Source organism: Streptomyces sp. NPDC041205 (assembly GCF_055591765.1).
This window is the reverse complement of record NZ_JBVIZH010000003.1, coordinates 293,609-308,727: the sequence shown is the minus strand read 5'-3', so window position 1 is coordinate 308,727 and position 15,119 is coordinate 293,609. Positions and strand designations below refer to the sequence as shown.

11 protein-coding genes and 1 pseudogene are annotated in these 15,119 nt (G+C 71.9%); 4 read left to right on the top strand and 8 right to left on the bottom strand.

What is annotated here, in order from left to right:
- Positions 1-212: 212 nt before the first annotated feature.
- Positions 213-1,466 (top strand): FAD-binding protein, encoded by a 1,254-nt coding sequence (locus tag ACZ6BG_RS15595; RefSeq protein WP_469000994.1) that lies wholly within the window; start codon positions 213-215, stop codon positions 1,464-1,466.
- A gap of 10 nt (positions 1,467-1,476) precedes the next feature.
- Here the strand turns inward: ACZ6BG_RS15595 and pulA are convergent, their stop codons facing one another.
- The 7 genes and pseudogenes from pulA to ACZ6BG_RS15560 all read right to left on the bottom strand — a co-directional run bounded on the left by pulA (position 1,477) and on the right by ACZ6BG_RS15560 (position 11,899).
- Complete coding sequence (gene pulA, locus ACZ6BG_RS15590; protein ID WP_469000991.1) at positions 1,477-4,191, bottom strand: pullulanase-type alpha-1,6-glucosidase; 2,715 nt, start codon at positions 4,189-4,191, stop codon at positions 1,477-1,479.
- Between the two features lie 166 nt (positions 4,192-4,357).
- Positions 4,358-5,773 (bottom strand): annotated as a pseudogene (locus tag ACZ6BG_RS15585) (alpha-amylase); the annotation flags it as partial.
- 131 nt (positions 5,774-5,904) lie between these two features.
- On the bottom strand, positions 5,905-6,969 hold the full coding sequence (locus ACZ6BG_RS15580) for a LacI family DNA-binding transcriptional regulator (protein ID WP_469000988.1): 1,065 nt from the start codon (positions 6,967-6,969) through the stop codon (positions 5,905-5,907).
- The gene (locus ACZ6BG_RS15575) at positions 6,957-8,621 is read right to left on the bottom strand and encodes a glycoside hydrolase family 13 protein (protein WP_469000986.1); all 1,665 of its coding nucleotides are present in this window, start codon (positions 8,619-8,621) and stop codon (positions 6,957-6,959) included. Before ACZ6BG_RS15575 ends, ACZ6BG_RS15580 begins: the two co-directional genes overlap by 13 nt.
- An 85-nt stretch (positions 8,622-8,706) precedes the next feature.
- Positions 8,707-9,585 (bottom strand): sugar ABC transporter permease, encoded by an 879-nt coding sequence (locus tag ACZ6BG_RS15570; RefSeq protein ID WP_469002920.1) that lies wholly within the window; start codon positions 9,583-9,585, stop codon positions 8,707-8,709.
- A gap of 23 nt (positions 9,586-9,608) precedes the next feature.
- Complete coding sequence (locus ACZ6BG_RS15565) at positions 9,609-10,619, bottom strand: carbohydrate ABC transporter permease (protein ID WP_469000982.1); 1,011 nt, start codon at positions 10,617-10,619, stop codon at positions 9,609-9,611.
- A 2-nt stretch (positions 10,620-10,621) separates the two neighbouring features.
- Entirely contained in the window at positions 10,622-11,899 is a 1,278-nt protein-coding gene (locus ACZ6BG_RS15560; RefSeq protein ID WP_469000979.1) for an extracellular solute-binding protein, read from the bottom strand.
- Positions 11,900-12,165: 266 nt separating this feature from the next.
- Here ACZ6BG_RS15560 and ACZ6BG_RS15555 point away from each other — a divergent pair, with 266 nt between their 5' ends.
- Positions 12,166-13,203 (top strand): LacI family DNA-binding transcriptional regulator, encoded by a 1,038-nt coding sequence (locus ACZ6BG_RS15555; protein ID WP_469000976.1) that lies wholly within the window; start codon positions 12,166-12,168, stop codon positions 13,201-13,203.
- Positions 13,204-13,250: 47 nt separating this feature from the next.
- Complete coding sequence (locus ACZ6BG_RS15550; RefSeq protein ID WP_469000974.1) at positions 13,251-13,667, top strand: ArsR/SmtB family transcription factor; 417 nt, start codon at positions 13,251-13,253, stop codon at positions 13,665-13,667.
- Here the strand turns inward: ACZ6BG_RS15550 and ACZ6BG_RS15545 are convergent.
- Positions 13,664-13,861: a hypothetical protein gene (locus tag ACZ6BG_RS15545; protein ID WP_469000972.1), complete on the bottom strand. Its 198-nt coding sequence runs from the start codon at positions 13,859-13,861 to the stop codon at positions 13,664-13,666. The genes ACZ6BG_RS15550 and ACZ6BG_RS15545 overlap by 4 nt on opposite strands.
- On the opposite strand from ACZ6BG_RS15545, the gene ACZ6BG_RS15540 reads away from it, so the two are divergent.
- Positions 13,860-15,110 carry an NAD(P)/FAD-dependent oxidoreductase gene (locus tag ACZ6BG_RS15540; protein ID WP_469000970.1) on the top strand — a complete coding sequence of 417 codons (1,251 nt, stop codon included), beginning with the start codon at positions 13,860-13,862 and terminating at the stop codon, positions 15,108-15,110. The genes ACZ6BG_RS15545 and ACZ6BG_RS15540 overlap by 2 nt on opposite strands.
- Positions 15,111-15,119: the final 9 nt, after the last annotated feature.

Genomic DNA, 15,119 nt, shown 5'->3' with positions numbered 1-15,119 from the left:
GATCCGGGTTCCGGTGTTCCGGGGTGCGCTTCCACCCTTGCGGGACCGCACCCCTGGCCCATTACCCCCGGGGGTATTCACTCCTTATCTCCCACCATACCTAGGGGGGTATTTCCGACTCCGGCCGGCCGGGCACGATGACCGGTAATGAGCCGCCCCGCCCCGGACGGCTTCCGCGCCCAGGAGCCCCGCCCCCAGGAGGAACGACGAGCATGAGTGCCGACGACGTGGTGACGAACTGGGCGGGGAACATCGCCTTCACGGCCCGTGAGCTGCGCCGCCCCGCCTCGGCGGAGGAGCTGCGGGCGCTGGTGACCGGCTCCCGGCAGGTGCGTGTGCTCGGCAGCGGGCACTCCTTCAACCGGATCGCGGACACCGACGCCCCGGACAGCACGCTCCTCTCCCTGGCCGGGCTGCCGCCCACCGTGGACGTCGACACGGCGGCGCGCACGGTGCGGGTCGCGGGCGGCGTCCGGTACACCGAACTGGCCCGCCGCGTGCACGCGTCCGGGCTCGCGCTGCCCAACATGGCCTCGCTCCCCCACATCTCGGTCGCGGGTTCGGTGGCGACGGGTACCCACGGCTCGGGGAACACACTGGCGCCGCTGTCGTCGTCGGTGTGCGCGGTGGAGCTGATGACGGCGGACGGCGGGCTCGTCACCCTGCGCCGGGGGGACGCCGGGTTCGACGGGGCGGTGGTCTCGCTCGGCGCGCTGGGCGTGGTGACGGCGCTGACCCTCGACCTGGAGCCCGCGTACGACGTGGCCCAGCACGTGTTCGTGGACCTCCCGTTCGCGGGGCTCGACTTCGACGCGGTGACGTCGTCGGCGTACAGCGTGAGCCTCTTCACCGACTGGCGCGGCCCGCGCTTCACGACCGTGTGTCTCAAACAGCGGGCGGGGCGCGGCGTCGACTTCCCGTGGGCCGCCCCCGCCACCGCGCCCCGGCATCCGGTGCCCGGTGCGCCCGCGGCCAACTGCACGGAGCAGCTGGGCGTCCCCGGACCCTGGCACGACCGACTGCCCCATTTCCGCGCCGACTTCACGCCGAGCAGCGGCGCGGAGCTGCAGTCGGAGTATCTGCTCCCGCGCGCCGAGGCGCTCCCCGCGCTGCACGCGCTCGACGCCGTCCGGGAGACGATCGCGCCGGTCCTCCAGGTCTGCGAGGTCCGCACGGTCGCGGCGGACACCCAGTGGCTCAGCCCCGCGTACGGCCGTGACTCGGTGGCGTTCCACTTCACCTGGGCGCCGGACCCGGCCGCCGTCCTGCCGGTGATCGCCCGAACGGAGGAGGCCCTGACGCCCTTCGCACCCCGCCCCCACTGGGGCAAGGTCTTCCGCACCCCTCCGGCGAGCCTGGGCACCGTCCATCCGCGCCTCGCGGACTTCGCCGCGCTGGCCGCGGCCCTCGACCCGGCCGGGACGTTCCGCAACGCCTTCGTGCGGAACGTCCTCGGCCGGGCCTGAGCGGCGGCCGTCAGCCGCGCCGGAACACCGCGACCGTCCGCGCCGGGACCCGGAAGGTCCCCGAACCCTTCGCGTACGCGGCCGACTTGACCACGGGGTCGGCTCCGCGCGCCTGCGTGGGATGCAGCGCGTACGCCTTCCCCTCCAGGGCCTCGACGTGCTGGGACTGCTCCTGGGGTGTCGCGTTGAAGACGACCACGAGGGAGCCGAGGCGCATGGTGATGACGCCGGGCTTCTCCCCCGGGGTGCCGGACAGCGGGAAGGACAGCTCCTTCTGGACCCGCTCGCCGGTCGCGAGGGAGAACTCCGGTGCGGTGGCGCGCAGCCGCAGCAGGTCCCGGTACGCGGCCGCGGCTCCGCGGATGTCCGCGCAGGCCGGGGCGAGCGCGGGGTCCGCCAACAGGGGCTTTGCGTAGGGCCACTTGGGCTTGTTGTCGGGGGCGGGCGGCAGGCCGCGGCCGAAGCCGTTGCCGTCGCGGCAGTCCCAGTGGATGGCGTTGAACCAGTCCCCGCTGTCGTAGGAGTTGCGGTCGAGGGACTTGGAGCGCAGCAGGTCGCTGCCCGCCTGGTACAGCGCGGGACCCTGCGAGAGCGTGGCCGTCGCCGACGCGAGGACCTGCATCCGGGCCCGGTCGGCGGCCGCCGTGCCGCGCGGGAGCTTGAAGGCGAGGGCGTCGTACAGCGTCTCGTTGTCGTGGGCGTCGGCGTAGGCGAGGGCGTCGCCGGGCGCGGCGGCGTATCCGGCGGGGGCGCCGTTGTAGTCGACGTCGGCGCCCGTGACCCTGCGTCCTGAGGAGTCGGTGAAGGCGTACGCGGCCAGGTTGCCGGTGAGGCCGACCTTGATCAGGTCCTGGTAGTGCAGGAGGCGGGCCTTCTGCTCGGCGGGCGTGCCGTTCGCCTTGGAGGTGTTGGGGTCGGTGTACAGGCCGCTGGCGAAGCCCTGGACGCCGGGGTCCTCGTCGAAGGGGCCGCCGCCGCGCACGGCGTCGCGGGCCCGGTCGGAGAAGGTGGCGACGCCCGTGCCCGCCATGTTGCGCTGGGTGGCCTGCTCGAAGCGGGCGTCGTCGGCGATCTCGCCGAAGTTCCAGCCCTCTCCGTAGAGCACGATCTTCTTGCCGTCGACGCCGTCCCTCTTCGGGGTGAGGGCGTCCAGGGCCTTGCGGACGGCGAGGATGTTGGCCTTCGGGTGATGCCCCATCAGGTCGAAGCGGAAGCCGTCGACCTTGTACTTCTTCGCCCAGGTGACGATCGAGTCGACGACGAGCCTGCCCATCATGGCGTTCTCGGGCGCGGTGTTCGCGCAGCAGGTGGAGGTGGCGACGGAGCCGTCGGCGAGCAGCCGCTGGTAGTAGCCGGGCACGATCTTGTCGAGGATCGACCTGTCGGCCTGGCCGCTCGCGACGGTGTGGTTGTAGACGACGTCCATGACGGTGCGCAGGCCGGCGTTGTTGAGTCCTTGCACCATCTTGCGGAACTCGACGGTGCGCCGGGGGCCTTCGGGGTCGCTCGCGTAGGAGCCCTCGGGGACGGTGTAGTGCAGCGGGTCGTAGCCCCAGTTGTAGGCGTCCTTGGCGGCGGTCTGGCCCACGCAGGCCTGCTGCTCCTCGGAGTCGGGTGCGAAGGACGCCAAGTCACAGCCGGGCGTGGCCTGTTCGGACTTGCGCTCGGGGATGGTGCCGATGTCGAACGCGGGCAGCAGGTGGACGTAGGACGTACCGGACCTGGCGAGCTTGCGCAGGTGTCGCATGCCGTTCGACGTGCGGTCCGTGAACGCCAGGTACGTGCCCGGATGCTTGGCCGTGCGGTCCGCGATGGAGAAGTCCCGGATGTGCAGTTCCTGGATCTGCGCGTCCCGCAGGGGGGTCGCGGGCGGCTTGCGCAGGGTCCGCCAGCCCTTGGGTGCGAGCGCGGGGTCGTCGAGGTCGACGAGCAGGCTCCGGGCGGAGTCGGTGGTGAGGGCGGTGGCGTAGGGGTCGGTGACCTTGTTGGTGACGACCTTGCGCACGCTCGGCGCCCACACCTTCACGACGTACCGGTACGGCTTCCCGGTCCAGCTCCGCGGCCCGCTCGCCGACCAGACGCCCGAGGCCGCGTCCCTGCGCATCGGCACGGTCCGGCCGCCGATGTCGAGCCGCACGTCCTGGGCGGTGGGCGCCCACACCGCGAGCGACGGCTTGCCGTGAGTGAAGCCGGGGCCCAGCGCGGCCTTCGTGGCGGCGGGGGCGTAGACGTCGTCAAGCACGCCCTGCGTCTGTACGCCGGTGGCGGCCTTCAGGGCGCCGTCCGACGCGCGCTGGACCGCGACGAGCTGGCCGGTGAGGGCCGTGCGGATCCGGTCGCGGTCGCGCGGGTCGACGCGGAAGGCCGCGTGGGTCCGCAGGTGCGGAAACTTCGCCCGCTGCGCCTCGGTGAGGCCGCCGGGCACCGGGGCGAGGCGGATGCGGTGCGCCCCACCGGTGGGGCCGCCGTCCTCGACGGTGATGCCGCCGCGCCGCGCGTACGCCAACTCCGTGCTGACGGGCGCGCGTTCACCGCCCCGCGCGGCGGGTTCGGCGTCGGTGTTCCAGACGACGGTGTCGCGGTCGATCCACTGTGCCTCGGCCTTCGTCGGGCCGGGAGCGGCGGCCGGGGCGCCGGGCGCCGCCGCCGCGCCCGTCAGGGGCACGGCGGCGGCGAGCAGGGCCAGGGCCATCGCGGTGGCGGTGCGGCGTGCGGAGCCGGTCACGGGGGTGCGTTCTCCTTCGGCGTGGTCAACGGGACTCGGGGTGGTCAGGGGGACCAGGCGACCCGGGTGCGGTCGGCTGCGGTGCGCAGGCGCCCTGAAGGGGCGCGGGGAACCGCGCGACCAGCCAGGACGGCCCCGCGGAGGCACGACGGCCGGGTCCGCCTCATCCGGCGGAGCACTTCGCGCCGGTATACAGGGCGAGGGCGGTGTTCGGCGCCACGGAGGCGGTGAAACGGCCCGAGCCGTCGACGGTGACGCTCCGGCCGCTCTGCACGTCGCAATAGGTGCCCGCGGCCAGGGACGTCTGGAAGGTCCGGTCGAGCGCGGCGCCCTCGTGGTTGATCACGACGTACGCCTTGTCGCCGCGCCCGAACGCGATGGCGTTGTTGCCGTTGTCCCACCAGTGGGTGACGTCGGCGCCACGCGCGGTGTTGCGCAGTTTCACCATGCCCTTGATCTCGGGCCAGGCGTGCTGGCACTTCCAGCCGTCGCGGTAACAGGCGTTCACCTCACCGCTGTTGGGCGGTCCGGCGTCCCGGTCGGTGAACTCGTAGCCGGAGTGCACGTCCGGGGAGCCGTAGGGCCAGGCGAGCATGAAGACGTGCGCCAGGGTGTGGTTGGCGCCGTCCTTGTAGGTGAGGGTGTCGCCGCCGCGCTCGGTGTCGTGGTTGGCGACGAACACGTTGGACCTGCCGGACGGCATATAGCCCCAGCCCTCGCCGTAGTTCTTCAGGTACGCCAGCTTCTCGCCGGTGAACACGCGCTTGAGGTCGCGGGCGTAGCGGAACTCCTGCACATCGCCGTTGCCCAGGTACTCGTCCGGCGAGACGGCCTCGCCCGCGCCGAAGATCGCCTCCTGCTTCCAGTAGACGTTCCGGTCCTTCAGGCGCGACTTGATGTTCGCGAGGTCTCCGGCGGCCATGTGCTTGGCGGCGTCCACACGGAATCCGTCGGCGCCGAGGGAGAGCAGATCGTTCATGTACGCGGCGATGCGGCCGCGTACGTAGTCCTCGCCGGTGTCCAGGTCCGCGAGGCCGACGAGTTCACACTCCTGGACGTTCGTGCGGTCCTGGTAGTCGGTGATCTGCGCGGTGCAGTTGTCGAGGTCGGGGCGCGAGTAGCTGCCCGGGTAGTTGTACTTCGTGTACGACGTGCCGCCGGTGCCGGTGCCGTCGCCCGCCGCCATGTGGTTGATGACCGTGTCGACGACGACCTTCACGCCCGCCGCGTGGCAGGTGTCGACCATGCTCTTGAAGGCGGCCCGGTCGCCGAGCCGACCCGCGATCTTGTAGCTGACGGGCTGGTACGACGTCCACCACTGCGGGCCCTGGATGTGCTCCTGCGGCGGCGACACCTGGACGTAGCCGTAGCCGTCGGGGCCGAGCCGGTCCGTGCACGCCTTGGCCACCGAGCTGAACTTCCACTCGAAGAGCACCGCGGTGACGTCCTTGGTGCCGGGCGGGGCGGCGGCGGCCTGCGGCGCGCCGCCGACCAGCCCCCCGCCGACCCCGACGAGCAGGGCGAAGGCGGCGGCCTGGGCCTTGCGTCCTGTTCCTTGCTTCCTGCGCGTACGACGTGTCACGGGGGCCTCCTGCGCGGGTGAAGTGGGGGCCTTCTCCGGCGATGGGGGTGCTCGTCAGGCCGTTGAAGGTTGTTGCAGCAAGATTGCGGCAGTGTTTTCGCCCGTGACCGTACGACCGTCAACCATCACGGTCAACCCTTGGGACGCACCTGGGCCGTTGAGCCTCGTACGACGAGTTCGGGCTGGAAGACGAACTCGGTGCGCTGCACGGGATTTCCGTTGATCTCCTCGAGGAGGGCGCCGACGGCGGCCGACGCCATCGCCTGCACGGGCTGACGCACCGTGGTCAACGGCGGGTCCGTGAACGCGATGAGGGGCGAGTCGTCGAAGCCCACCACGGAGACGTCACCGGGCACCGAGAAGCCGCGCTCCCTGGCGGCCCTGACGGCGCCGAGCGCCATCATGTCGCTGCCGCACACCACGGCGGTGCAGCCGCGATCGAGCAGCGCCCCGGCCGCTGCCGCACCGCCCTCGACGGTGAACAGCGTGCGCTGCACGAACGGTTCGGCCTCCCCCTGTGCCAGGCCGACGTACTCGTGCAGCGCCGTCGCGAACCCCTCCGCCTTGCGCCGCGAGGGGACGTAGCGGGTCGGCCCGATGGCCAGGCCGATCCGTTCGTGCCCGAGGTCCACGAGGTGGCGCACCGCCATCCGTACGGCCGCGCGGTCGTCGGCGGAGACGCAGGAGACGGGGATGTGCGCGTTGTAGCCGTTGATGAGGACGAACGGCACGCCCCGGCCAGCGAGTTCGAGGTAGCGCCCGTGGTCGGCGCTCGCGTCGGCGTGCAGCCCCGACAGGAACACGATGCCGCTGACACCGCGTTCCTCCAGCTGTTCCACCAGCTCGTCCTCGGTGGCGCCGCCCGGCATCTGGGTGCACAGCATGGGGGTGTAGCCGTGCCCGGCCAGGACCTGCTCCACGACCTGCGCGAAGGCCGGGAAGATCGGGTTGGTCAGCTCGGGGATGACCAGGCCGACCAGGCCCGCGCTGCGGCGCTTGAGCCGCACGGGCCGTTCGTAGCCGAGCACGTCGAGGGCGGCGAGGACGCGGCGCCGGGTCGCGGCGGCCACGCCCGCCTTGCCGTTCAGGACGCGGCTCGCGGTGGCCTCGCTGACCTCCGCCTGGGCGGCGATGTCCGCGAGCCGCGGGGCGCCGCGTTCGGCGTCCCGCGGCGGGGAGGTCGTCACACCGCCCACCAGACGGTGGTGTCGGCGGGCAGCTCCACCTCGCCCCCGGTCACCTCGACGGGGCCGCTCGCGAGCAGCATCCGGCCGGGCGCCACGATCCGTACGGGCGCCCCGGTGGTGTTCGCGGTGCACGCGAACTCATCGCGCCGGAAGGCGAGCACGCCCGCCGGGGCGTCGGTCCACTCAAGGCCCTCACCCGCGCCGAGACCCGGCTGCGTCCGGCGCGCCCGCAGCGCCGCGCGGTACAGCTCCAGCGTCGACGTCGGGTCGCCGGTCTGCGCCTGGACGCTCAGCTCGCCCCAGCCCGCGGGCTGCGGCAGCCAGCTACCACCGGTGCCGAAGCCGTACGACGGCCCGTCGACGGTCCACGGGATCGGCACCCGGCAGCCGTCGCGGAACCCGTCCTGCCCCTGCGCCCGGTGGAACGAGGGGTCCTGGCGGACCTCGTCGGGCAGGTCGGTGACGTCGGGCAGGCCCAGTTCCTCGCCCTGGTAGAGGTACGCGGAGCCGGGCAGCGCCAGCATCAGGAGCGTGGCGGCGCGGGCGCGGCGCAGGCCGAGGGCGCGGTCGCCGGGGGTGCGGAGCTGGGTGCCGAGCCCGGCCGGGTTGGCGAAGCGGGTCGCGTGCCGGGTCACGTCGTGGTTGGACAGGACCCAGGTGGCGGGGGCGCCGACGGGGCGCATCGCGGCCAGCGAGCTGTCGATGACCTCGCGCAGCTCGGCGGCGTCCCAGTGGGTGCCGAGGTACTGGAAGTTGAAGGCCTGGTGCATCTCGTCGGGGCGCACGTAGTGCGCGGTGCGCTCGACGGTGGGCGTCCAGGCCTCGGCGACCAGAACACGGTCGCCCGCGTACTCGGCGAGGACCTGGCGCCAGCTGCGGTAGATGGCGTGCACGCCGTCCTGGTCGAAGAACGGCATGGTGTCGTTGCCGAGCAGCCTCAGCTGGTCGTGGTGGCCGATGTCGGGCAGCCCCTCGGCCTTGACCAGGCCGTGGGCGACGTCCACGCGGAAGCCGTCGACACCCATGTCCAGCCAGAAGCGCAGGATCGAGCGGAACTCGTCGCGTACGGCGGGGTGTTCCCAGTTGAAGTCGGGCTGCTCGGGCGCGAACAGGTGGAGGTACCAGTCGCCGGGGGTGCCGTCGGGGTCGGTGGTGCGGGTCCAGGCCGGGCCGCCGAAGATGGACTCCCAGTCGTTGGGCGGCAGTTCGCCGCCGGCGCCCTTGCCGGGGCGGAAGTGGTAGCGCTCCCGCAGGGGCGAGCCGGGGCCGTCCGCGAGCGCCCGGCGGAACCAGTCGTGGCGGTCGGAGGAGTGGTTGGGCACCAGGTCCACGATGATGCGCAGGCCGAGGGCGTGCGCGTCCCTGATCACCGCGTCGGCGTCGTGGAGGGTGCCGAACATCGGGTCGATGGCGCGGTAGTCGGCGACGTCGTAGCCCGCGTCGGCCTGCGGCGAGGCGTAGAACGGGGAGAGCCAGACGGCGTCCACGCCGAGGTCCTTCAGGTGCGGCAGGCGGGCCCGGATGCCCTCGAGGTCGCCCATGCCGTCGCCGTTGCCGTCGGCGAAGCTGCGCGGATAGACCTGGTAGATCACCGCGTCGCGCCACCAGTCCGTACGCGTGCCGGAGTCGGGGGCGGCAGGGGCAGCGAGATGCTGGGTCATGTGTTCCCTGAGAGGTCGAGTCTGGTCGAGTCGTGGTGCGGGTCGGGCGGGGCCGCCGGACGCGGGGTCCGGCGGGGCGCCCGGGTCAGGACTTCGTCGCGCCGGCCGTGAGCCCGGAGACGAGGTGGCGCTGCACGAAGCCGAAGATCACGGCGGCGGGCACGGCCACGATCACGGCCGCGGCGGTGAGCGAGCCCCAGTCGCTGGTGTACTGGTTGACGAAGGTCTGCAGGCCGCCCGCGAGCGTCAGGTTCTCCTCGCCGGTCATGAACGCGGAGGCGTAGGCGACCTCGGCCCAGCCGGTGATGAAGCTGTAGAAGGCGGTGACGGCGAGGCCGGGCTTGGCCAGCGGCATGATGAGCCGCCAGAAGGTGCCGAACGGGTTGAGGCCGTCGACGCGGCCCGCCTCGTCGATCTCCACGGGGATGGTGTCGAAGTACCCCTTCATCATCCACGCGGAGAACGGCACGGCGATCGTCAGATAGGTGAGGACCAGGCCCATGGGCTGGTTCAGCAGCTCCATGCTCGCGAGCAGGTTGTACAGCGGCACGATGAGCACGGCGACCGGGAACATCTGCGTGATGAGGAGCAGCCACATCAGGGGCCGCATGCCGGGGAACTTGAACCGGCTCACCGCGTAGCCCGTGGTCGCGGAGATGAAGACGCCGATGACGGTGGTCAGGCCGACGACGAACAGCGAGTTGACGACCCAGTCGAGGAACTTGGTGTCGTTCAGGACGTGGTCGTAGTTGCCGAACGTGAAGTCCTTCACCAGGGCGGTGGAGAACGCCTCGCTCTGCGGCTTGAACGAGGTGACGAGCAGCCACAGCGGCGGCAGGACCGCGATGAGGGAGGCGATCAGGAGGGTGGTGTGCAGGGCGACGGAGGCGAGCGGGCCGCGCTCGCCGCGCCGCCTGACCTTCCTCGGCCGCGGGCCGTGCCCGCTCCGCGCGGGCCCTGGCACCTTCTTGTCCGGGGTCACGGTGGTCACCACACCTCTCCTTGCTTGCGGAGCGCGCGGCGGTAGACCACCGCGAAGAGCGACAGGAGCAGCAGGATGAGCACGCCCCAGGCCGCGGACCCGGCGAAGTCCCGTGGGCTGACGACGAACGACAGGCGGTAGGCGTACGTCACGAGGATCTCGGTGGCGTCCCCCGGGCCGCCCCGGGTGAGCAGGAAGATCACCGGGAACATGTTGAAGGTCCAGATGGAGCTGATGAGGATCACGGTCGTGGCGACGGACCGCAGGCCGGGCAGCGTGACGTGGCGAAAGCGCTGCCAGGGGCTCGCGCCGTCCATCTCGGCGGCCTCGTACAGTTCGCCGGGGATCGACTGGAGCCCGCCGAGCATGGCGACGAGCATGAACGGCACGCCGAGCCAGACGTTGACGGCGATCACGGAGAACTTCGCCCAGGTGGGGTCGTTCAGCCACGGGATCGCGTCGATGCCGCCGCCTTCGAGGACCTTGTTGAGGACGCCGTTCTTCTCGTTGAAGAGCAGCCGCCAGGTGAAGACGGAGACGAACGCGGGCACCGCCCAGGGCAGGATCAGCGCCATCCGGTAGAAGGAGCGGCCCTTGAGCTTGCGGTTGAGCATGTTCGCGAGGACGAGGCCGATGGCGAACGACAGGGCGACGCAGGAGACCGTCCAGATGACGGTCCAGCTGAGCCGGTCCCAGAAGACGCCGTCGTCGAGGATCGCCTTGTAGTTGTCCAGGCCGACGGACTCGTAGGTCGCCGGGATGTGGTTGACGCCGATGGTGCGCTCGACGTTCGCCTCGTTGGCGTTCGTCGTCGACAGGAAGACGCCGCGGGCCAGCGGGTAGCCGACGATGACGCCGATGACGATCACCACGGGGGCGACCATCGCCCACGCGTACCAGTGGGTGCTCAGGGCCCTGCGCAGGCGTCCGGGGTTCTTGCCCGGGCGGGGGCCGCGGCCGCGGACGCCGACGGCGTCCGCGGCCTTGACCGCTCGGGGGCCGCTCTCGACAGCCATCGCTACTTGTAGTCCTTGAGGAGCTTGCCGTAGGCCTTGCCGATGCTCTCGGCGCCGCCTTCGGGCGAGGTCTTGCCGCTGAGCACCTTCTGCATCTCCAGGCGGATCGGCTCGAACAGCGAGTTGGCCTCGGGGATCCAGGGCCGCTGCACGGACTTGTCGACGGCAGGCTTGAAGAACTGGACCATCTGGTTGTCCTTGACGGACTTCACCTCGTAGACGGAGGTGCGGGTGGGCAGCAGGCTCAGCTTCTCGGTGGTCTGCTGCTGCACCTTCGCCGAGCTCATGTACTTGATGAACTCGTAACTGGCGTCGAGGTTCTTGGAACCGGCGTACGCGGCGAGGTTCCAGCCGCCCTGCGGCGAGGCCTGCCGGGCGCTGCCGCCGGGCACCGGCGCGACACCGAGGTTGGCCTTGCCAGCGGAGCCCTTGAACTGCTTGCCCTGCAGGGCGCCCTCGATGGACCAGGGGCCGTCGAGCGCCATGGCGACGTCGCCGTTCTTGAAGGCGTTCAGCTGGTTGTTGTAGCCGTCGCTGGCGTCGGTGACGGCGGCCTTGGAGTCGACGAGGTCCTTCATGACCTCGAAGGCCTTGCCGCCCTCGGCGTCGTCGACGGTGATCTCCTTCTTCTTCGTGTCGAGGAGGTCACCGCCCTCGCCGTAGAGGTACGGGAGGTAGAAGTACGGGTCGTCGCCGCGCAGGTAGAGACCGGTCTTGCCGGACTTCGACTTGATCTTCTTGGCGGCGGACTTCACGTCCTCGAAGGTCTTGGGGACCCCGACGCCCGCTTCTTTCAGCATCTTCTTGTTGTAGAAGAGCGCGAGGGTGTCGATGGTCTGCGGCACCGCGTACGTCTTGCCCTTGAACTTGGTGCTCGCGGCGGCCTGCGGCAGGAAGTCCTCCGGCTTGTCCAGCGCGGCGGTGCCCTCCAGCGGCGCCAGGTAGCCGAGGTTCGCGAAGTCGGCGACCCAGGCGACCTCGGTGCGCATCACGTCGGGGGCGCCGGAGTTGCCGCCGGCCGCGTTCTTGAACTTGGCGTTGGCCTCACCGAACGGCACGTTCACGTACTTGACCTTGACGCCGGGGTGGATCTCCTCGAAGCCCTTGGCCAGCTTCTCGTACGTGCCCTTCTCGGCGTCGTTCGAGGTGTCCCAGAAGGTGACGGTCCCGGAGAGCTTGCCGCCGCTCTTCTTGCCGCCACCGCCGTCGTCGCCGCCGCACGCCGCCGCTGTCATCGCAAGGGCTGCGACCAGTGCGGTGGCCGCTATGCCACGCCGCATGTGTACTCCTTCAACTGGTCCCGGAATGACCCGGAATGAGGAGAGACGAAGAGGTGCCTCCTGCTGGCCGCACTCGAGGCGGCGCCGGGTTGGCAGGAACGTAACAGGCTTGAAAACCAGCCGAAAGACCTTGCGAGAAATTTCTGCAAGACGAGGTGATCGTTACCGTCGCGTGTCCTGTACGTTGCGGCGAGGCCGCGTCAGGGCTTGCTGCAAGCTTGCGCAACAGGTGGGCAAGGCCGCGGTCGGCCGGTACAGTCCCGTGCATGACCGCGCGGCTCGTCGACATCGCAGCCCAGGCGGGAGTCAGCGAAGCCACCGTCAGCCGGGTCCTCAACGGCAAGCCCGGCGTGGCCGCGGCCACCCGCGAAGCCGTTCTCGCCGCACTCGACGTGCTCGGCTACGAACGGCCCGTCCGGCTGCGCAGACGCGGCAGCGCGGGCCTGGTCGGCCTGATCACGCCCGAGCTGGACAACCCGATCTTCCCCGCCCTCGCCCAGGTCATCGGCCAGGCCCTGACCCGCCAGGGCTATACGCCGGTGCTCGCCACCCAGACCCCGGGCGGCTCCACCGAGGACGAGCTGACCGAGATGCTGGTGGACCGCGGCGTCGCCGGGATCATCTTCGTCTCCGGACTGCACGCCGACACCACCGCCGACATGACGCGCTACGGCTCCCTGCGCGCCCAGGGCGTCCCGCACGTCCTGGTCAACGGCTTCTCCCCCGAGGTCGACGCGCCCTTCGTCTCCACCGACGACCGGGCCGCGACGCAGCTGGCGGTGCGCCACCTCGCCTCGCTCGGCCACACCCGCGTCGGCCTCGCGGTCGGTCCCCGGCGCTTCGTCCCTGTCGTCCGCAAGATCGAGGGCTTCCGGCTCGGCCTGCGGGAGCGGCTCGGCCTGTCCGACGCGGCGGCCGACGAGCTGGTCCAGCACTCCCTGTACACCCTGGAGGGCGGGCAGGCCGCGGCGACGGCACTGATCGCCAAAGGGTGCACCGGCATCGTCTGCGCCAGCGACATGATGGCCCTCGGCGCCATCCGCGCCGCCCGCGAGCAGGGCCTCGACGTGCCCCGCGACATCTCGGTGGTCGGCTTCGACGACTCCCCGCTGATCGCCTTCACCGACCCGCCGCTGACCACGGTCCGCCAGCCCGTCCAGGCCATGGGCCAGGCCGCGGTCCGCACGCTCCTGGAGGAGATCGGCGGCACCCCGGCGCCGCACAGCGAGTTCGTGTTCCTGCCGGAGCTGGTGGTCCGGGGGTCGACGGCGTCGGGGCGGCGAAGCGGGGCCCCGGCGTCCTGAGCCCGCGTCGCGGTGGCCGGGCGCGCCACGCCGGTTACCCTACTTGCATGGACGCGCAAGGACAGGCGTGGGACGCGGCCGCCGCGGACCGCGCGGTGGCGGTACTGAAGGCGGTGGCCGACCCGTCGCGGTACCGGCTGCTGTGGGCGCTCAGCGGGCAGGAGCTGCCGGTCAGCGCGCTCGCGGAGCTGCTCGGCGCGCATGTCGCCGCGACCTCCCAGCACCTGGCGAAACTGCGGGCGGCCGGGCTTGTGGTGTCGCGCCGCGAGGGCACCCGGATCTACTACCGTGCGGCGGACGTGCGGGGACTCCTGAACGAGGCGGCGCTGGTGGCCCGCGCCTCCGCCGCCGAGGCGACCGGCGCGGCCGCGGAGCCCGCGGAGGCCGGCGCGCGGGAGCAGACCGCCACCGTGCGCGGGACGAGGGCCAAGGCGGTCCGCCGCCGCCCGGCCACCGGGCACTAGCCGGACACGGCCCGGGCCGTCGGCCCCCGGGCCGCGAGCCCGCCCGACCAGTCCCGCTGCCCTCCCGTACGGGAACCGCGGCGCTGCCGCGCACAGAGCACACCGATCCCGCCCGGACGCATCCGCGCCACGGGCGCGAGCCGAAAGAAGGGCAGCGAAGCTGCATCGGGCAGCGCGGTGGAGGTGGTCGCCATGTCCTGGAGCCGGGGCGGGCCGGATGTCCTCGTCGTGGGAGCCGGGCTCGCGGGGCTCGCCTGCGCCCGGGACCTGGTGGGCGCGGGGCTGGACGTGCGGGTCCTCGAGGCCTCCGACGCGGTGGGCGGCCGCATGCGCTCCGACCTCGTCAGCGGATGCGTGATCGACCGGGGCTTCCAGGTGTTCAACACCGCCTACCCGCAGGTCCGCAGGCGCATGGACCTGCGTGCGCTGCGGCTGCGCCCGTTCACTCCCGCGGTCCTGGTCCACACGGATCAGGGCCGGCTGAGGCTGACGGATCCCACCCGGGCCCCGCACGGCATCCGGGACCTGGCCCGAGACCGACCGGTCGGCCCACGGGACCTGGCCGCCCTCGCGCTCCTGGCCGGCCGCGACGCTCTTCCCCCCGCCGTCCGGCTCAAGCGCCGCCGGGACCGCAGCACCCGTGCTGCCCTGAGTGCCGCCGGTTTCTCCGAGGCGTTCATCGAAGGATTCTTCCGTCCGTTCCTGTCCGGGGTCTTCCTCGAGGAAGACCTGGAGACATCGAGCCGCTTCTTCCATCTGACGTGGCGCAGCATGCTGCGCGGCAGCCTCTGTCTGCCTGCCGCGGGCATCGGCGCCGTACCCGCGCAGCTCGCCGCGGCGCTCCCCGGGGGCACGGTGCGTCTGGAGTGCCCGGTGGAGGGTCTGACCGACGAGGGAGTGCTCCTCGGCGGGGGCGGGGAGGCGGCGGCACCGGTCGTCGTCGTGGCGACCGGCCCGGGACCCGCCGCCGGTCTGCTGCCTGGCCTGCCCCGCCCCGCGTACCGGACGGTCACCACGTACTACCACCTCTGCGCCCGCTCGCCGCTGGAAGAGCCGACCCTGCTCACGGATTCCGGCCGGGGTTTCCTCAACACCTGCGTACTGAGCGAGGCAGTGCCCTCCTACGCTCCCCCGGGCCTCTGTCTGGTGGCCACCTCGGTCCTGGGCAACGACGACCCGGACCGGGAGCGCACGGTGCGCTCCGCCCTCGCGAACGCGTACGAGGACGACACCGCGGGCTGGGACCTGCTGACGGTACGGACCGTGCCCGACGCGCTGCCCGTCATGCTGCCCGGGCACCCGCTCAGCCGCACCAGCCGGATCGCGCCGGGGCGCTACGTCTGCGGCGACCACCGTGCCACCGGATCGGTCCAGGGGGCACTGGCCTCAGGCTCCCGGGCGGCCCGTGAGGTCCTCGCCGATCTGCGCACGACTCGCACCTGACGGCACCCC